General features: G+C 54.7%; 15 protein-coding genes and 4 tRNA genes. All 19 read left to right on the top strand.

Features of this window, described 5'->3' with window-relative positions:
* Positions 1-215: 215 nt before the first annotated feature.
* Entirely contained in the window at positions 216-1175 is a 960-nt protein-coding gene (birA, locus tag FQ187_RS17140) for a bifunctional biotin--[acetyl-CoA-carboxylase] ligase/biotin operon repressor BirA (protein ID WP_149630382.1), read from the top strand.
* On the top strand, positions 1165-1914 hold the full coding sequence (locus tag FQ187_RS17135) for a pantothenate kinase (protein ID WP_149630381.1): 750 nt from the start codon (positions 1165-1167) through the stop codon (positions 1912-1914). The genes birA and FQ187_RS17135 overlap by 11 nt, the downstream gene beginning before the upstream one ends.
* A 7-nt stretch (positions 1915-1921) precedes the next feature.
* The gene (locus FQ187_RS17130) at positions 1922-2362 is read left to right on the top strand and encodes a hypothetical protein (protein WP_149630380.1); all 441 of its coding nucleotides are present in this window, start codon (positions 1922-1924) and stop codon (positions 2360-2362) included.
* Between the two features lie 142 nt (positions 2363-2504).
* Positions 2505-2589, top strand: a tRNA-Tyr gene (locus FQ187_RS17125).
* 23 nt (positions 2590-2612) lie between these two features.
* A tRNA-Gly gene (locus FQ187_RS17120) sits at positions 2613-2686 on the top strand.
* Positions 2687-2712: 26 nt separating this feature from the next.
* A tRNA-Thr gene (locus FQ187_RS17115) sits at positions 2713-2788 on the top strand.
* 84 nt (positions 2789-2872) lie between these two features.
* Positions 2873-4066, top strand: coding sequence for an elongation factor Tu (gene tuf, locus FQ187_RS17110; RefSeq protein WP_149630384.1), 1194 nt, complete (start codon positions 2873-2875; stop codon positions 4064-4066).
* A 53-nt stretch (positions 4067-4119) separates the two neighbouring features.
* Positions 4120-4195: transfer RNA gene (locus FQ187_RS17105), tRNA-Trp, on the top strand.
* 45 nt (positions 4196-4240) lie between these two features.
* Positions 4241-4609 (top strand): preprotein translocase subunit SecE, encoded by a 369-nt coding sequence (gene secE, locus FQ187_RS17100; RefSeq protein ID WP_008145488.1) that lies wholly within the window; start codon positions 4241-4243, stop codon positions 4607-4609.
* A gap of 9 nt (positions 4610-4618) precedes the next feature.
* Positions 4619-5152: a transcription termination/antitermination protein NusG gene (gene nusG, locus FQ187_RS17095; RefSeq protein WP_007896622.1), complete on the top strand. Its 534-nt coding sequence runs from the start codon at positions 4619-4621 to the stop codon at positions 5150-5152.
* A 117-nt stretch (positions 5153-5269) separates the two neighbouring features.
* Positions 5270-5701, top strand: coding sequence for a 50S ribosomal protein L11 (gene rplK / locus FQ187_RS17090; protein WP_003210097.1), 432 nt, complete (start codon positions 5270-5272; stop codon positions 5699-5701).
* Complete coding sequence (rplA, locus tag FQ187_RS17085; RefSeq protein WP_007896626.1) at positions 5701-6396, top strand: 50S ribosomal protein L1; 696 nt, start codon at positions 5701-5703, stop codon at positions 6394-6396. Before rplK ends, rplA begins: the two co-directional genes overlap by 1 nt.
* A gap of 198 nt (positions 6397-6594) precedes the next feature.
* Positions 6595-7095 carry a 50S ribosomal protein L10 gene (gene rplJ / locus FQ187_RS17080; protein ID WP_008145489.1) on the top strand — a complete coding sequence of 167 codons (501 nt, stop codon included), beginning with the start codon at positions 6595-6597 and terminating at the stop codon, positions 7093-7095.
* Between the two features lie 80 nt (positions 7096-7175).
* Positions 7176-7541, top strand: a complete 366-nt coding sequence (gene rplL, locus FQ187_RS17075; RefSeq protein ID WP_008145490.1) for a 50S ribosomal protein L7/L12 — start codon at positions 7176-7178, stop codon at positions 7539-7541.
* Positions 7542-7761: 220 nt separating this feature from the next.
* Positions 7762-11835: a DNA-directed RNA polymerase subunit beta gene (rpoB, locus tag FQ187_RS17070; protein ID WP_149630379.1), complete on the top strand. Its 4074-nt coding sequence runs from the start codon at positions 7762-7764 to the stop codon at positions 11833-11835.
* Between the two features lie 64 nt (positions 11836-11899).
* Entirely contained in the window at positions 11900-16099 is a 4200-nt protein-coding gene (gene rpoC / locus FQ187_RS17065; protein ID WP_149630378.1) for a DNA-directed RNA polymerase subunit beta', read from the top strand.
* A 216-nt stretch (positions 16100-16315) separates the two neighbouring features.
* Positions 16316-16687 carry a 30S ribosomal protein S12 gene (gene rpsL / locus FQ187_RS17060; protein WP_002555494.1) on the top strand — a complete coding sequence of 124 codons (372 nt, stop codon included), beginning with the start codon at positions 16316-16318 and terminating at the stop codon, positions 16685-16687.
* Between the two features lie 118 nt (positions 16688-16805).
* Positions 16806-17276 (top strand): 30S ribosomal protein S7, encoded by a 471-nt coding sequence (rpsG, locus tag FQ187_RS17055; RefSeq protein WP_002555493.1) that lies wholly within the window; start codon positions 16806-16808, stop codon positions 17274-17276.
* 30 nt (positions 17277-17306) lie between these two features.
* Entirely contained in the window at positions 17307-19412 is a 2106-nt protein-coding gene (fusA, locus tag FQ187_RS17050; RefSeq protein WP_056743438.1) for an elongation factor G, read from the top strand.
* Positions 19413-19422: the final 10 nt, after the last annotated feature.

The following is a 19422-nucleotide window of genomic DNA, read 5'->3' as shown; positions in this document are numbered from 1 at the left end:
ATCCCGAACTCAGCAGTGAAACGATGCATCGCCGATGGTAGTGTGGGGTTTCCCCATGTGAGAGTAGGTCATCGTCAAGATTAAATTCCGAAACCCCTATCTGCGTATGCAGGTAGGGGTTTTGTTTCGTCCGCAGGAAAACTGGCCTGTAGGGTTTCTATGCAATGGCGCGGGGCATGGCTATCATGCGGGCCTCATTGTGAGGCGGGACTTGCATGCTGACATTGTTAAAGCTTCTTAAAGATGGCCGATTCCATTCGGGTCAGGCCTTGGGCGTCGCCTTGGGTGTCAGTCGTAGTGCCGTTTGGAAGCAGCTTCAGCATTTAGAAGCTGAGCTGGGATTATCCATTCATAAAGTGCGGGGGCGCGGCTATCAACTGGCTGCGCCATTGATGCTGCTTGATCCTGTCGAGATAAGAGAGCAGGCGCCTTCTTGTGATTGGCCCATCCTGGTTTTCGATTCAATTGACTCTACTAATGCCGAGGCTTTGCGCGCCATAGAGCGGGGGCAGGCGGCACCCTTTCTGGTGCTTGCCGAACGGCAAACTGCAGGTCGTGGACGGCGTGGACGTAAATGGGCGAGTCCATTCGCGGAAAACATCTATTTCAGCCTCGTGCTGCGTATTGAAGGTGGAATGCGTCAGCTGGAAGGCTTGAGTCTTGTTGTTGGGCTTGCCGTCATGCAGGCCCTGCGTGAACTCGGTATTTCGGGGGCTGGATTGAAGTGGCCTAACGATGTTCTGGTTGGTCAGAAGAAGATTGCCGGGATATTGCTCGAGCTGGTGGGAGATCCTGCTGATGTGTGTCACGTTGTGCTGGGCGTGGGAATTAATGTGAACATGCAGCTTACCGATGAGGTAGATCAGCAGTGGACGTCCATGAGGCTAGAGTCGGGCAAGGTGTTTGATCGAAATCACTTGGTCGGGGAGTTGGGCGTGATGCTCCAGGCATATCTGTGTCGTCATCAAGTCGGTGGATTTTCAGCTATCCAGGCAGAGTGGGAGCAAAATCATCTCTGGCAGGGGCGGGCCGTGTCGTTGATTGCAGGTGTTAACCATATAGAAGGCGAAGTGCTGGGTATTGATAGTCAGGGGGCTCTGCGCTTGAGGGTGGGTGGTGTGGAAAAAGTCTTTAGTGGTGGTGAGCTCAGTCTGAGGTTGCGTGATGATTCTTGAGCTCGACTGCGGAAACAGCTTTATCAAGTGGCGTGTGCTCGACGCGGATGTTCTGCGGGTGGTTGGTGAGGGTGTCGTTGATTCGGATCTCGCTTTGTTGGAGAGCTTGAGAACGCTCAAGGGACTCGCTCTCAAGTTTTGTCGGTTGGTCAGTGTCAGGACCGCAGAAGAGACCAATGCACTGATTTCTCGGCTGACAGAAGCTTTTGGTGTGTCGGTGGTATGTGCAGCGCCGTCCCGCGAGATGTCCGGGGTTCGTAATGGCTATGAGGAGTTCGAGCGGTTAGGGCTCGACCGTTGGCTGGCGATGCTTGGGGGATTCCAGCTGGCTTCGGGTGCGTGCCTTGTGCTTGATTTTGGTACGGCTGTTACTGCGGACTTCATCTCTAGGGATGGAGAGCACCTCGGAGGATTTATATGTCCGGGTATGCCTCTAATGCGAAACCAATTGCGTACCCACACCCGTAGAATTCGTTATGGTGATCTAGCCGCCGAGCGCGCTCTGGAAAGTCTTGTTCCTGGTCGGACAACTGTCGAGGCGGTCGAGCGGGGATGCTCGTTGATGCTGAGAGGCTTTGTCCTGACACAGCTAGAGTTGGCGCGTAGCTATTGGGGGGATGATTTTGCTGTGTTCCTCACTGGAGGAGATGCATACCTGGTTTCCGAGGTCGTGCCTGAGGCCAGGGTGGTTCCTGATCTGGTGTTTGTAGGTTTGGCTATGGCGTGCCCCTTGTCCTGAGGTTTTTATGCGTTGGTTGTTTCTGCTGCTGCTTGTTCTCAATGTGTTCTATTACATCTGGCACCAGCAAGAGGCTCCTCTGCGTGCGAAGGATGTAACCCCTTTGAATTTGTATAGGGGGTCGCAGCAGGATATTCGCTTGTTGAGTGAAACGACTGACGCGGCTCGTGATAAAGGAAAGCCTGCCCGGGCAGACGATGGATGCCTCTATCTTGGCGGTTTTACTCGTCAGGAGGCGGCTCAGGCGGTTGAGCGGCGATTGAGTGGCATGGAAATCAAGTTTGAGTCCTTGTTGAGGCCCCCCGCCGAGTCTGATGGTTACTGGGTGCGTGTGGCACCAGAAAGCCGGCGTTGGCTGGATGACTCGCAGCTGAAAAACCTTTCTAGAGAATTCAATGAGTTAAAACATAAAATAATGCCGTGTGAGGGGGTTGCACCCGCCGAATAGTTTGCATAGAATGGCGCCCGCTTCGCAGTGAAGACCTTTAACGGTAAACACTGAAAAGTGACGTCAACGCAGGTAACCTCAGGTTTTTAATGAGAAAATGCTTGACAGAAGGCTGGCATGATATAGAATGCCGGCTCGCTTAGGAGGGGTTCCCGAGCGGCCAAAGGGATCAGACTGTAAATCTGACGTCTACGACTTCGAAGGTTCGAATCCTTCCCCCTCCACCATTTTTAGCGAGAGCTGCAAGCTCGCGGGTATAGTTTAGTGGTAGAGCCTCAGCCTTCCAAGCTGATGATGCGGGTTCGATTCCCGCTACCCGCTCCAAGTTTGCAGATCCTGCATAGTGTTACGCTCTTGTAGCTCAGTTGGTAGAGCACACCCTTGGTAAGGGTGAGGTCAGCGGTTCAAATCCGCTCAAGAGCTCCATATAACAAGGCAGATATGAAAATATCTGCCTTTGTTTTAATGGCTTGTTTGACCTGCTCAATTCTTCTCCTGGGGGTGATTTTGATGGCTAAGGAAAAGTTCGAACGTAATAAGCCGCACGTCAACGTTGGTACTATTGGTCACGTCGATCACGGTAAAACTACTCTGACTGCTGCTTTGACCCGCGTCTGCTCCGAAGTTTTCGGTTCGGCAAAGGTTGACTTCGACAAGATCGATAGCGCCCCTGAAGAAAAAGCTCGTGGTATTACCATCAACACCGCTCACGTTGAGTACGATTCGGCTGTGCGTCACTACGCACATGTTGACTGTCCAGGTCACGCTGACTACGTAAAAAACATGATTACCGGTGCTGCCCAGATGGATGGTGCGATTCTGGTTTGCTCGGCCGCTGATGGTCCGATGCCGCAAACCCGTGAGCACATCCTTCTGTCCCGTCAGGTTGGCGTTCCGTACATCGTTGTCTTCCTGAACAAGGCTGACATGGTCGATGATGCTGAGCTGCTGGAGCTGGTTGAGATGGAAGTGCGCGACCTGCTGAGCACTTATGATTTCCCTGGTGATGACACTCCGATCATCATTGGTTCGGCGCTGATGGCGCTGAATGGTCAAGACGACAACGAGATGGGCACTACTGCCGTCAGGAAGTTGGTCGAGACTCTGGATAGCTACATTCCGCAGCCTGAGCGTGCCATTGATAAGCCGTTCCTGATGCCGATCGAGGATGTTTTCTCGATCTCCGGTCGCGGTACTGTTGTGACTGGTCGTGTTGAGCGTGGCATCGTCCGCATTCAGGAAGAAGTTGAGATTGTTGGTCTTCGTGACACTGTCAAAACCACTTGCACTGGTGTTGAGATGTTCCGCAAGCTGCTCGACGAAGGTCGTGCTGGTGAGAACTGCGGCGTATTGCTGCGTGGTACCAAGCGTGATGATGTTGAGCGTGGCCAGGTTTTGGTCAAGCCGGGCACTGTCAAGCCGCATACCAAGTTCACTGCAGAGGTTTACGTTCTGAGCAAGGAAGAGGGCGGTCGTCATACTCCGTTCTTCAAGGGTTACCGTCCACAGTTCTACTTCCGTACCACGGACGTGACCGGTAACTGCGAATTGCCAGAAGGCGTTGAAATGGTAATGCCGGGTGACAACGTTCAGATGACTGTCACCCTGATCAAAACCATCGCGATGGAAGATGGGCTTCGCTTCGCTATCCGTGAGGGCGGTCGTACCGTCGGCGCTGGTGTCGTAGCTAAAGTCATCGAGTAAGTTGTTGTAATGTCTTTTTCGGGCCGGCATAATGGTCGGCCTGATTTTGTTTTAGGTCAGTAGCTCAATTGGCAGAGCGACGGTCTCCAAAACCGTAGGTTGGGGGTTCGATTCCCTCCTGACCTGCCAGATTCACTTGGTGTGTCTGGCTTTCTTTTCACAGGATCTTCATAGATGACTCCTAAAGCTGAAGCTCAAGGCTCTCGCTTCGATCTGCTCAAGTGGCTAGTAGTAGTTGCTTTGGTGGTTGTTGGCGTTGTTGGCAATCAGTATTACTCTGCTTCGCCGATCCTGTACCGCGTACTTGCTTTGCTCGCCATTGCTGCTGTAGCTGCCTTTGTAGGCCTGCAGACGGTCAAGGGCAAGTCTTTCTTTGTACTGGTTAAGGAGGCTCGCACCGAGATTCGTAAAGTCGTATGGCCAACTCGCCAAGAAACTACGCAGACCACGTTGATTGTTGTGGCTGTTGTTCTGGTTATGGCGTTGCTGTTGTGGGGGCTTGATTCCCTGCTCGGCTGGCTTGTTTCCTTGATTGTCGGCTAAGGGTGTCCCGTGGCTAAGCGTTGGTACGTTGTGCATGCTTACTCCGGTTACGAGAAGCATGTCATGCGCTCGTTGGTAGAGCGCGTAAAGCTGGCTGGCATGGAAGATGGCTTTGGCGAAATTCTGGTTCCCACTGAAGAAGTGGTTGAAATGCGTAATGGCCAGAAACGCAAAAGCGAGCGCAAGTTCTTCCCAGGTTATGTGCTGGTTCAGATGGATATGAATGAGGGTACTTGGCACTTGGTCAAGGATACTCCTCGGGTGATGGGTTTTATCGGTGGTACTGCTGATAAGCCCGCACCTATCACAGATAAAGAGGCAGAAGCGATTCTGCGTCGCGTTGCTGATGGTAGCGACAAGCCGAAGCCGAAGACGTTGTTCGAGCCGGGCGAGTCGGTGCGTGTCAATGACGGTCCGTTTGCCGACTTTACTGGCACGGTCGAAGAAGTTAACTACGAGAAGAGCCGGATCCAAGTGGCAGTGCTCATTTTCGGTCGCTCTACTCCGGTAGAGCTAGAGTTCAGCCAGGTCGAAAAAGTCTAGCTGAGCAAGCATCCCAACCCCGCAGCCCTAGGCTGTGGGGTTTTGTCGTCACTGGGATAAACGCGCAAGTAACCGGGGAGCCTTTCGAGGCGTTCGAACCCGTAATTGGAGTGCCTCATGGCCAAGAAGATTACCGCTTACATCAAGCTGCAAGTGAAGGCCGCTCAGGCTAACCCAAGCCCACCTGTTGGTCCTGCTCTGGGTCAGCACGGCGTGAACATCATGGAATTCTGCAAGGCTTTCAACGCCCGTACTCAGGGTATTGAGCCAGGTCTGCCGACTCCAGTGATCATCACTGTCTACAGCGACCGTAGCTTCACTTTCGAAACAAAATCCACACCTGCTTCGGTTCTGCTGAAGAAAGCTGCTGGTCTGACTAGCGGTTCCGCTCGTCCGAACACAGTTAAGGTTGGCACCGTTACCCGTGCTCAGCTGGAAGAAATCGCGAAAACCAAAAACGCGGATCTGACTGCAGCTGATATGGACGCGGCCGTGCGTACTATCGCCGGTTCTGCTCGTAGCATGGGCCTTAACGTGGAGGGTGTGTAATGGCTAAGTTGACCAAGCGTCAAAAGGCTATCGCCGGCAAAATCGAAGCAGGCAAGTCCTACAACTTTGTAGACGCTGCTGCTCTGCTGGCTGAGCTGTCGACCGTCAAGTTCAGCGAGTCGTTCGACGTTGCTGTAAACTTGGGTGTTGACCCGCGTAAATCCGACCAGGTCGTTCGTAGCGCTACTGTGCTGCCACACGGCACTGGCAAGACCGTTCGCGTTGCTGTGTTCACCCAGGGTCCAGCTGCTGAGGCCGCTTTGGCTGCCGGCGCTGACCGTGTAGGTATGGACGATCTGGCTGCCGAAATGAAAGGCGGCGACCTGAACTATGACGTAGTTATTGCATCCCCGGATGCAATGCGCGTTGTTGGTCAGTTGGGTCAGATCCTGGGTCCACGTGGCCTGATGCCTAACCCTAAAGTCGGCACCGTAACGCCAGATGTAGCTACCGCGGTTAAGAACGCCAAGGCTGGTCAGGTTCGTTATCGCACCGACAAAAACGGCATCATTCACACCTCCGTTGGCAAGGTTGGCTTCGACGCCGTCAAGCTGAAGGAAAACGTTGAAGCCCTGATCGCTGATCTGAAGCGTATCAAGCCAGCTTCCTCGAAAGGTATTTACGTCAAGCGCGTTACCCTGAGCACCACCATGGGTCCAGGTCTGGTCATCGACCAAGGCTCGCTCGACGCGTAAGACACTGGTTGGCGCAAGCGATTGCGCCAATTGAAAGATTGGGGTCCCTGCCTGGCGGGGGCTATCCAAGACCGTAGGCGACGCAAGTCTTAAACCTCAAGCCTACGCAGATGGTGCTCCCGGTTCCTTACCGAATCAGACACCAAAACGACATCTGGCCTCGGTTGGATGAAACGGTAACAAGCAGGAGTTTTTCCCGTGGCAATTAAACTTGAAGACAAGAAGGCCATCGTCGCTGAAGTCAACAAGGCTGCCCAAGTTGCTCTGTCCGCTGTCGTGGCTGATGCCCGTGGCGTAACAGTAGGCGCTATGACCGGACTCCGTAAAGAGGCTCGTGAAGCTGGCGTTTACGTACGTGTTGTACGTAACACCCTGCTCAAGCGCGCCGTTGCTGGCACTCAATATGACGTGCTCAACGACGTGTTCACCGGCCCGACCTTGATTGCATTCTCCAAAGATCATCCGGGCGCTGCTGCTCGTATCTTCAAAGAGTTCGCAAAAGGTCAGGATAAGTTCGAGATCAAGGCAGCTGCGTTCGAGGGCAAGTTCCTCGCAGCTAATCAGATCGACGTACTGGCAAGCCTGCCGACCCGTGACGAAGCAATTTCTCAGCTGATGAGCGTGATTCAAGGCGCAACCAGCAAATTGGCTCGTACTCTGGCGGCTCTTCGCGACCAGAAAGAAGCTGCCGCAGCCTAAGGCTGAGCGACTCCTTTCAGCGTTTATTGTTTATTTCGATGGCCGCGTAGGCTGTCACCCCAATACAGGAATTTATAGTCATGTCTCTGACTAACGACCAAATCATCGAAGCAATCGGCGAAAAATCCGTTCTGGAAATCGTTGAGCTGATCAAGGCCATGGAAGAGAAGTTCGGCGTTTCCGCTGCCGCTGCTTCCGCTGGTCCAGCTGCTGTCGCTGCCGTTGTTGAAGAACAAACTGAATTCAACGTCATGCTGCTGGAAGCTGGCGAGAAGAAAGTTAACGTGATCAAGGCAGTACGTGAACTGACCGGTCTGGGCCTGAAAGAAGCCAAGGCTGTAGTTGACGGCGCTCCTGGCGTTGTTCTGGAAGCTGTTTCGAAAGACGCAGCTGACAAAGCAAAAGCCACTCTGGAAGAAGCAGGCGCTAAAGTCGAGCTGAAGTAAGCATCGACTTTGCGTCTCCAGCCCGAGCGTTAAGCGAAAGGCTGATGGCTGGTGGCTCTTGCCACCGGCCTTTTTCCGTTATTGGCAGCCGACTGGGTCGGTGCTGATAACGAGCTGTAACCACCCGATGCGGTGGCGCAAACCATGGGGTTTGCACGATTTTCTGGCTGCTCCCGTCGGGAGGGGCCAAACAAGCAGGTGACCAAGCTGGGGAACGCTGATGGCTTACTCATATACTGAGAAAAAACGTATCCGCAAGGACTTTAGCAAGTTGCCGGACGTCATGGATGTGCCGTACCTCCTGGCCATCCAGCTGGATTCGTATCGTGAATTCTTGCAAGCGGGAGCGACTAAAGATCAGTTCCGCGACGTGGGCCTGCATGCGGCCTTCAAATCCGTTTTCCCGATCATCAGCTACTCCGGCAATGCTGCGCTGGAGTACGTCGGTTATCGCCTGGGCGAACCGGCATTTGATGTCAAAGAATGCGTATTGCGCGGTGTAACTTACGCCGTACCTTTGCGGGTAAAAGTGCGCCTGATCATTTTCGACAAAGAGTCGTCGAACAAAGCGATCAAGGACATCAAAGAGCAAGAAGTCTACATGGGTGAAATTCCCCTGATGACTGAGAACGGTACCTTTGTAATCAACGGTACCGAGCGTGTAATCGTTTCCCAGCTGCACCGTTCCCCGGGCGTGTTCTTCGACCACGACCGTGGCAAGACGCACAGCTCCGGCAAACTGTTGTACTCGGCGCGTATCATTCCTTACCGCGGTTCGTGGTTGGACTTCGAGTTCGACCCGAAAGACTGCGTATTCGTGCGTATCGACCGTCGTCGCAAGCTGCCTGCATCGGTACTGCTGCGCGCGCTCGGCTATACCACTGAAGAAGTGCTCGACGCGTTCTACACCACCAACGTATTCCATGTGCAGGGCGAAAGTATCAGCCTGGAATTGGTGCCTCAGCGCCTGCGCGGTGAAATCGCTGTTATCGATATTCTCGATGACAAGGGCAAGGTTATTGTCGAGCAGGGTCGTCGTATCACCGCTCGTCACATTAACCAGCTGGAAAAAGCCGGGATCAAAGAGTTGGTTATGCCTCTGGACTACGTCCTGGGCCGCACTACCGCCAAGGTCATCGTGCATCCGGCAACCGGCGAAATCCTGGCAGAGTGCAACACCGAGCTGAACACCGAGATCCTGGCAAAAATCGCCAAGTCTCAGGTTGTTCGCATCGAAACTCTGTACACCAACGATATCGACTGCGGTCCGTTCGTCTCCGACACTCTGAAGATCGACTCCACCAGCAACCAATTGGAAGCGCTGGTCGAGATCTATCGCATGATGCGTCCAGGCGAGCCGCCAACCAAAGACGCTGCCGAGACTCTGTTCAACAACCTGTTCTTCAGTCCTGAGCGCTATGACCTGTCTGCGGTCGGCCGGATGAAGTTCAACCGTCGTATCGGTCGTACCGAGATCGAAGGTTCGGGCGTGTTGTGCAAAGAAGACATCGTTGCGGTGCTGAAGACTCTGGTCGACATCCGTAACGGTAAAGGCATCGTCGATGACATCGACCACCTGGGTAACCGTCGTGTTCGCTGCGTAGGCGAAATGGCCGAGAACCAGTTCCGCGTTGGCCTGGTACGTGTTGAGCGTGCGGTCAAAGAGCGTCTGTCGATGGCTGAAAGCGAAGGCCTGATGCCGCAAGACCTGATCAACGCCAAGCCAGTGGCTGCGGCGGTGAAAGAGTTCTTCGGTTCCAGCCAGCTTTCCCAGTTCATGGACCAGAACAACCCGCTGTCCGAGATCACCCACAAGCGTCGTGTTTCTGCACTCGGCCCTGGCGGTTTGACTCGTGAACGTGCTGGCTTTGAAGTTCGTGACGTACACCCGACTCACTACGGTCGTGTATGCCCGATTGAAACGCCGGAAGGTCCGAACATCGGTCTGATCAACTCCCTGGCCGCTTATGCGCGCACCAACCAGTACGGCTTCCTCGAGAGCCCGTACCGTGTGGTGAAAGACGCTCTGGTCACCGACGAGATCGTGTTCCTGTCCGCCATCGAAGAAGCTGATCACGTGATCGCTCAGGCTTCGGCCACGATGAACGACAAGAAAATGCTGATCGACGAGCTGGTAGCTGTTCGTCACTTGAACGAGTTCACCGTCAAGGCGCCGGAAGACGTCACCTTGATGGACGTTTCTCCGAAGCAGGTAGTTTCGGTTGCAGCGTCGCTGATCCCGTTCCTCGAGCACGATGACGCCAACCGTGCGTTGATGGGTTCGAACATGCAGCGTCAAGCTGTACCAACCCTGCGCGCTGACAAGCCGCTGGTCGGTACTGGCATGGAGCGTAACGTAGCCCGTGACTCCGGCGTTTGCGTCGTGGCTCGTCGTGGTGGCGTTATCGATTCCGTCGACGCCAGCCGTATCGTGGTTCGTGTTGCTGATGATGAAGTTGAAACCGGTGAAGCTGGTGTCGACATCTACAACCTGACCAAATACACCCGCTCTAACCAGAACACCTGCATTAACCAGCGTCCGCTGGTGCGTAAAGGTGATCGGGTTCAGCGTAGCGACATCATGGCTGATGGCCCGTCTACCGATATGGGTGAACTGGCGCTGGGTCAGAACATGCGCATCGCGTTCATGGCCTGGAACGGTTACAACTTCGAAGACTCCATCTGCCTGTCGGAACGAGTTGTTCAAGAAGACCGCTTTACCACGATCCACATTCAGGAACTGACCTGTGTGGCACGTGACACCAAGCTTGGGCCGGAGGAAATCACTGCAGACATTCCGAACGTGGGTGAGGCTGCACTGAACAAACTGGACGAAGCCGGTATCGTTTACGTAGGTGCTGAAGTTGGCGCAGGCGACATCCTGGTTGGTAAGGTCACTCCGAAAGGCGAGACTCAACTGACTCCGGAAGAAAAACTGCTGCGTGCCATCTTCGGTGAAAAAGCCAGCGACGTTAAAGACACCTCCCTGCGCGTGCCTACCGGCACCAAGGGTACCGTCATCGACGTACAGGTCTTCACCCGCGACGGCGTTGAGCGTGATGCTCGTGCACTGTCGATCGAGAAGACTCAGCTCGACGAGATCCGCAAGGACCTGAACGAAGAGTTCCGTATCGTTGAAGGCGCCACTTTCGAACGTCTGCGTTCCGCTCTGGTCGGCCACAAAGCCGAAGGCGGCGCCGGTCTGAAGAAAGGTCAGGAAATCACCGACGAAGTTCTCGACGGTCTTGAGCACGGCCAGTGGTTCAAACTGCGCATGGCTGAAGATGCTCTGAACGAGCAGCTCGAGAAGGCTCAGGCCTATATCGTTGATCGCCGCCGTCTGCTGGACGACAAGTTCGAAGACAAGAAGCGCAAACTGCAGCAGGGCGATGACCTGGCTCCAGGCGTGCTGAAAATCGTCAAGGTTTACCTGGCAATCCGTCGCCGCATCCAGCCGGGCGACAAGATGGCCGGTCGTCACGGTAACAAAGGTGTGGTCTCTGTGATCATGCCGGTTGAAGACATGCCGCACGATGCCAATGGCACTCCGGTCGACGTCGTCCTCAACCCGTTGGGCGTACCTTCGCGTATGAACGTTGGTCAGATCCTTGAAACCCACCTGGGCCTCGCGGCTAAAGGCTTGGGCGAGAAGATCAACCGGATGATCGAAGAGCAGCGCAAAGTCGCTGAGCTTCGTAAATTCCTGGACGAGATCTACAACCAGATCGGCGGTCGTAACGAAGATCTGGATAGCTTCTCCGACCAGGAAATCCTGGATCTGGCGAAGAACCTGCGTGGCGGCGTTCCAATGGCCACTCCAGTGTTCGACGGCGCCAAGGAAAGCGAAATCAAGGCCATGCTGAAACTGGCAGACCTGCCAGAAAGCGGCCAGATGCAGCTGACCGACGGCCGTACCGGCAACAAGTTCGAGCGCCCGGTTACTGTTGGCTACATGTACATGCTGAAGCTGAACCACTTGGTAGACGACAAGATGCACGCTCGTTCTACCGGTTCGTACAGCCTGGTTACTCAGCAGCCGCTGGGTGGTAAGGCGCAGTTCGGTGGTCAGCGTTTCGGGGAGATGGAGGTCTGGGCACTGGAAGCATACGGTGCTGCTTACACTCTGCAAGAAATGCTCACAGTGAAGTCGGACGATGTGAACGGCCGTACCAAGATGTACAAAAACATCGTGGATGGCGATCACCGTATGGAGCCGGGCATGCCCGAGTCCTTCAACGTGTTGATCAAGGAAATTCGTTCCCTCGGCATCGATATCGATCTGGAAACCGAATAACACGTGACGCGAATCGAGAGCGGGGCAGGATTGCCCGCTCTCTGCTCCGCCAGGAGGAAAGGCCTTGAAAGACCTACTGAATTTGCTGAAAAACCAGGGTCAAGTCGAAGAGTTCGACGCCATCCGTATTGGATTGGCATCGCCTGAGATGATCCGTTCGTGGTCGTTCGGTGAAGTTAAAAAGCCGGAAACCATCAACTACCGTACGTTCAAACCTGAACGTGACGGCCTGTTCTGCGCCAAGATCTTTGGCCCGGTAAAGGATTACGAGTGCCTGTGCGGTAAGTACAAGCGCTTGAAGCACCGCGGTGTGATCTGCGAGAAGTGCGGCGTTGAAGTCGCGCTGGCCAAAGTTCGTCGTGAGCGCATGGCGCACATCGAACTGGCTTCCCCAGTTGCCCACATTTGGTTCCTGAAATCGCTGCCGTCGCGTATCGGCTTGCTGATGGACATGACCCTGCGTGATATCGAACGCGTTCTCTACTTCGAGAGCTATGTCGTTATCGATCCAGGCATGACCACCCTTGAAAAAGGTCAGCTGCTCAACGACGAGCAGTACTTCGAAGCGCTGGAAGAGTTCGGCGACGATTTCGATGCCCGCATGGGTGCCGAAGCTGTCCGTGAACTGCTGCACGCTATCGACCTGGAGCACGAGATTGGTCGTCTGCGTGAAGAAATTCCGCAAACCAACTCCGAAACCAAAATCAAGAAGCTGTCCAAGCGTCTGAAGTTGATGGAAGCCTTCCAGGGTTCCGGCAACCTTCCAGAATGGATGGTGCTGACCGTTCTGCCGGTTCTGCCGCCAGATCTGCGTCCACTGGTCCCGCTGGATGGCGGTCGCTTCGCGACTTCCGACCTCAACGATCTGTATCGTCGAGTGATCAACCGTAACAACCGCTTGAAGCGCCTGCTTGATCTGTCCGCTCCGGACATCATCGTGCGCAACGAAAAGCGTATGTTGCAGGAAGCCGTCGACGCACTGCTCGACAACGGTCGTCGTGGCCGCGCTATCACCGGTTCGAACAAGCGTCCTCTGAAATCCCTGGCTGACATGATCAAGGGTAAACAAGGTCGTTTCCGTCAGAACTTGCTCGGTAAGCGTGTTGACTACTCCGGTCGTTCGGTAATTACCGTAGGTCCGACCCTGCGTCTGCACCAGTGCGGTCTGCCGAAGAAGATGGCTCTCGAGCTGTTCAAGCCGTTCATTTTCGGCAAGCTGGAAATGCGTGGTCTCGCTACCACCATCAAAGCTGCCAAGAAGATGGTCGAGCGCGAGCTGCCTGAGGTTTGGGACGTTCTCGCTGAAGTGATCCGTGAACACCCGGTTCTCCTCAACCGTGCACCGACCCTTCACCGTCTGGGTATCCAGGCGTTTGAACCGGTACTGATCGAAGGTAAGGCTATCCAGCTGCACCCGTTGGTCTGTGCTGCGTACAACGCCGACTTCGACGGCGACCAAATGGCCGTGCACGTACCGCTGACACTGGAAGCCCAGTTGGAAGCGCGTGCGTTGATGATGTCGACCAACAACATTCTGTCGCCAGCCAACGGTGAGCCAATCATCGTTCCGTCGCAGGACGTTGTATTGGGTCTGTACTACATGACTCGTGAAGCGATCAACGCCAAGGGCGAAGGTCGTGTGTTCGCGGATCTGCAAGAAGTTGACCGTGTGTTCCGTGCCGGCGAAGCTGCACTGCACGCTAAAGTCAAAGTGCGGATCAACGAAACCGTCAACGATCGTGATGGCGGCAGCGTCAAGAACACCCGTATCGTCGACACCACTGTTGGCCGTGCGCTGTTGTTCCAGGTTGTTCCACCTGGCCTGTCGTACGACGTCGTCAACCAGCCGATGAAGAAAAAGGCGATCTCCAAGCTGATCAACCAGTGCTACCGCGTGGTTGGTTTGAAAGAGACCGTGATCTTCGCTGACCAGTTGATGTACACCGGTTTTGCCTATTCGACCATTTCCGGCGTTTCCATCGGTGTTAACGACTTCGTTATCCCGGATGAAAAAGCCCGCATCATCAATGCTGCTACTGATGAAGTGAAAGAGATCGAAAGTCAGTACGCCTCCGGCCTGGTAACCCAGGGCGAGAAGTACAACAAAGTGATCGACCTTTGGTCCAAGGCGAACGACGAAGTTTCCAAGGCGATGATGGCCAACCTCTCGAAAGAGAAAGTCATCGACCGTCATGGCGTCGAAGTCGACCAGGAATCCTTCAACTCGATGTACATGATGGCCGACTCGGGCGCACGGGGTTCTGCTGCGCAGATCCGTCAGCTCGCCGGTATGCGTGGCCTGATGGCCAAGCCGGACGGTTCCATCATCGAAACGCCGATTACTGCGAACTTCCGTGAAGGTTTGAGCGTACTTCAGTACTTCATCTCCACTCACGGTGCTCGTAAAGGTTTGGCGGATACCGCGTTGAAAACTGCGAACTCCGGTTACCTGACTCGTCGTCTGGTAGACGTGGCGCAGGATCTGGTAGTAACCGAGGTCGATTGCGGCACCGAACATGGCCTGGTAATGACTCCGCACATTGAAGGCGGTGACGTTGTTGAGCCGCTGGGTGAGCGCGTATTGGGTCGTGTCATTGCCCGTGACGTGTTCAAGCCAGGTACCGAAGAAATCATCGTTCCTGCCGGTACTCTGGTAGACGAGAAGTGGGTCGAGTTCATCGAGCTGAACAGCATTGATGAAGTGATCGTGCGTTCGCCGATCAGCTGCGAAACCCGCTACGGTATTTGCGCCAAGTGCTACGGCCGTGACTTGGCTCGTGGTCACCAGGTGAACATCGGTGAAGCGGTCGGCGTTATCGCTGCCCAGTCCATCGGTGAGCCGGGTACCCAGCTGACCATGCGTACGTTCCACATCGGTGGTGCGGCAAGCCGGACCTCCGCCGCAGACAGCGTTCAGGTGAAGAATGGCGGTACCGTCCGTCTGCACAACCTGAAGCACGTTGAGCGAGTGGATGGTTGCCTGGTTGCTGTGTCCCGTTCCGGTGAGCTGGCAATCGCTGATGACTTCGGTCGTGAGCGCGAGCGTTACAAGCTGCCGTACGGTGCTGTGATTTCGGTTAAAGAAGGTGACAAGGTCGACGCTGGCGCAATCGTGGCCAAGTGGGATCCGCACACTCACCCAATCGTTACCGAAATGAAAGGTACCGTGACCTACGTGGGCATGGAAGAAGGCATCACGATCAAGCGTCAGACTGACGAATTGACCGGTATGACCAACATTGAAGTACTCGACGCCAAAGACCGTCCAGCTGCCGGTAAAGATATCCGTCCTGCTGTGAAGATGGTTGATGACAACGGCAAGGATCTCTTGCTTCCGGGTACTGACGTAATTGCTCAGTACTTCCTGCCTGCTAACGCCCTGGTTGGTGTAGCGGACGGCGCGAAGATTGCGATCGGTGATGTTATCGCTCGTATCCCGCAAGAGACTTCGAAGACCCGTGACATCACCGGTGGTCTGCCACGTGTTGCCGACTTGTTCGAAGCACGTCGTCCGAAAGAAGCCTCGATTCTGGCTGAAGTCAGCGGCACCATCGCGTTCGGTAAAGAGACCAAAGGGAAGCGCCGTCTGGTTATCACCCCGAACGACGGTACCGATCCGTACGAAGAGCTGATTCCTAAGTGGCGTCACCTGAACGTCTTCGAAGGCGAACAGGTAAACCGCGGCGAAGTTATCTCCGACGGCCCGAGCGATCCACACGACATCCTGCGTCTGCTGGGTGTGAGTGCGCTGGCCAAGTACATCGTGAACGAGATCCAGGACGTTTATCGTCTGCAAGGCGTGAAGATCAACGACAAGCACATCGAGACCATCCTGCGTCAGATGCTGCGTAAAGTTGAAATCGCTGAATCCGGCGACTCGACTTTCATCAAGGGCGACCAGATGGAGTTGACTCACGTTCTGGTAGAGAACGAGCGTTTGGCTGGCGACGAGAAATTCGTTTCCAAGTTCACTCGCGTGCTGCTGGGTATCACCAAGGCGTCGTTGTCCACCGAATCGTTCATCTCGGCGGCTTCCTTCCAGGAAACCACTCGCGTACTGACCGAAGCGGCGGTAACCGGCAAGCGCGATTACCTGCGCGGCCTGAAAGAAAACGTGGTCGTGGGTCGTCTGATCCCGGCTGGTACCGGTCTGGCTTATCACAGCGAGCGCAAGCGCCGCCGTGATGCTGACAAACCGTTGCGCGTAAGCGCCAGTGAAGTGGAAGCTGCACTGACCGAAGCGCTGAACTCGAGCGGTAACTGAGTTCTGCAGTAAATAAGCGTGGGGCCCTGGCAGCCCTGCTCATCCAATCGAGACAATTTGTCGAGGTTGGATGAGTGGGGAGGTCGGGGCCTTGCCTTGACTGGGGACAAGATCCTCTTTAGACTCTTGTACCCCTAAATTTGGCGGGAATTCGTTCCTGCCATTTTGCTTTTCTTGCAAGACAATAGCGTCGCAAGACAACAGTGGAGCTAGTAGATGGCAACTATCAACCAGCTGGTACGTCAGCCGCGTAAGCGTATCGTCGAGAAATCCGACGTGCCTGCGCTGCAGAACTGCCCGCAACGTCGTGGCGTATGCACCCGTGTGTATACCACCACGCCGAAAAAACCTAACTCGGCACTGCGTAAAGTATGCCGTGTGCGTCTGACCAACGGTTTCGAGGTTTCCTCGTACATCGGCGGTGAAGGCCACAACCTGCAAGAGCACAGCGTGGTACTGATCCGCGGCGGTCGTGTAAAAGACTTGCCAGGTGTTCGTTACCACACCGTACGCGGTTCTTTGGATACTTCCGGCGTTAAAGGTCGTAACCAGGGTCGTTCGAAGTACGGTACCAAGAAGCCTAAGTAGTAGTGGCTTTTTGTAAAAACTGATTTTCTATTTTTCTGAGTCGATAAGAGTAAGGTCGGAGGCGTCCCGAAAGGGCACCGATTCCGAGCGAACCTGAAGACCGTTTGAGGGCTTATCCATGCCAAGAAGACGCGTAGCAGCCAAGCGCGAAGTGCTTGACGATCCAAAATACGGCAGCCAAATCCTGGCCAAGTTCATGAACCACGTAATGGAAAGCGGCAAGAAAGCCGTTGCCGAGCGTATCGTTTATGGCGCGCTGGAGAAGGTTAAAGAACGCAAGAACAGCGACCCCCTGGAAATCTTCGAGAAAGCTCTCGACGCCATCGCTCCGCTGGTCGAAGTGAAGTCGCGCCGTGTAGGCGGTGCTACTTACCAGGTTCCGGTCGAAGTTCGCCCGTCCCGTCGTAACGCCCTGGCAATGCGCTGGTTGGTAGACTTCGCCCGCAAGCGCGGCGAGAAGTCTATGGCTCTGCGTTTGGCTGGCGAACTGTTGGACGCTGCCGAAGGTAAAGGTGCTGCAGTTAAGAAGCGTGAAGACGTGCACCGTATGGCTGAAGCCAACAAGGCTTTCTCGCACTACCGCTTCTAATTTTAGCGTCACTAATTTTGCGAGGGCTTTATGGCTCGTACAACACCGATTAATCGCTACCGTAACATTGGTATCGTTGCTCACGTGGATGCTGGTAAAACCACCACCACCGAGCGCGTCCTTTTTTACACTGGCAAAAGTCACAAAATGGGCGAGGTGCATGACGGCGCCGCGACCACAGACTGGATGGTGCAGGAGCAGGAGCGTGGTATTACCATTACTTCTGCTGCTATTACCGCCTTCTGGCAGGGTTCCGAGAAGCAGCACAAGGACCAATACCGCTTCAACGTTATTGATACCCCGGGCCACGTTGACTTCACTATTGAAGTTGAACGTTCCCTGCGTGTACTCGATGGCGCGGTCGTTGTGTTCTGCGGCACCTCGGGCGTTGAGCCTCAGTCGGAAACCGTATGGCGTCAAGCCAACAAATACGGCGTTCCACGTCTTGTTTACGTAAACAAGATGGACCGTGCTGGTGCAAACTTCCTGCGCGTGATCGGTCAGATCAAGCAGCGTCTGGGTCACACCCCGGTGCCAATCCAGTTGGCCATCGGTTCCGAAGACAACTTCCAGGGTCAGATCGATCTGATGGCCATGGAAGCTGTTTACTGGAATGACGCTGACAAAGGCATGGTTCCAGTTCGCAAGCCTATTCCTGCTGAGTTGCAGGAGTTGGCTGACGAGTGGCGCGGCAACATGGTTGAAGCTGCGGCTGAAGCCAGCGAAGAGCTGATGAACAAGTACCTCGAAGGTGAAGAGCTCACCAACGAGGAAATCAAGGCGGCTCTGCGTCAGCGTACTATCGCTGGCGAGATCGTTCTGGCTGTTTGCGGTTCTTCCTTCAAGAACAAGGGTGTTCCCCTGGTTCTCGACGCCGTTATCGACTACCTGCCTGCTCCAAGCGACATTCCTGCCATCAAGGGTACTGACCCGGATGATGAGACCCAGGAAATGGAGCGTCACGCAGACGACAGCGAGCCGTTCTCGGCTCTGGCGTTCAAGATCGCTACCGACCCATTCGTGGGTACCTTGACCTTTGTTCGAGTTTACTCGGGCGTGTTGGCCTCCGGCGACGGCGTGATCAACTCGGTTAAAGGCAAGAAAGAGCGCGTGGGTCGTATGGTGCAAATGCACGCAAACGCCCGCGAAGAAATCAAGGAAGTTCGCGCTGGTGACATCGCGGCCTTGATCGGCATGAAGGACGTCACCACTGGTGAAACTTTGTGCAACGCTGACAAGCCAATTATCCTGGTTCGCATGGACTTCCCGGAGCCGGTTATTTCGGTTGCCGTAGAGCCTAAGACCAAGGACGACCAGGAAAAAATGGGTATCGCTCTGGGCAAACTTGCTCAGGAAGACCCGTCTTTCCGCGTCAAGACTGATGAAGAGACTGGTCAAACGATCATCTCCGGCATGGGCGAGTTGCACCTGGACATCCTGGTTGACCGGATGCGCCGTGAGTTCAACGTCGAAGCCAACATCGGTAAGCCTCAAGTTTCGTACCGTGAGCGCATCACGAAGAGCTGCGAAATTGAAGGCAAGTTCGTTCGCCAATCCGGCGGTCGTGGCCAGTTCGGTCATTGCTGGATTCGTTTTGCTCCTGCTGACGAAGGTCAGGAAGGTCTGCAATTCCTGAACGAAGTAGTGGGTGGTGTGGTTCCTAAGGAATACATCCCGGCTATCCAGAAGGGTATCGAAGAGCAGATGAAGAACGGCGTTGTTGCCGGCTATCCGCTGATCGGCCTGAAGGCTACCGTGTTTGATGGTTCCTACCACGACGTCGACTCCAACGAGATGGCGTTTAAGGTGGCTGCTTCCATGGCGACCAAGCAACTGGCCCAGAAGGGCGGTGGTGAGTTGCTTGAGCCGATCATGGCGGTAGAGGTTGTTACACCTGAAGACTATATGGGTGACGTGATGGGCGACCTTAACCGTCGTCGCGGCATGATCCTGGGTATGGAAGACACGGTTTCCGGCAAAGTAATTCGCGCCGAGGTTCCGTTGGGTGAGATGTTCGGTTACGCAACCGACGTTCGTTCCATGTCCCAAGGTCGCGCAAGCTACTCTATGGAATTCAAAAAATACAATACAGCTCCGTCGCATATCGTCGAAACTGTTACCAAAAAACAAGGCTGATTCAGCCCCT

Source organism: Pseudomonas sp. ANT_J28, assembly GCF_008370005.1.
GTDB lineage: Bacteria > Pseudomonadota > Gammaproteobacteria > Pseudomonadales > Pseudomonadaceae > Aquipseudomonas > Aquipseudomonas frigoris.
The sequence above is the reverse complement of the archived record's forward strand: the minus strand, read 5'-3'. Positions and strand labels throughout refer to the sequence as shown.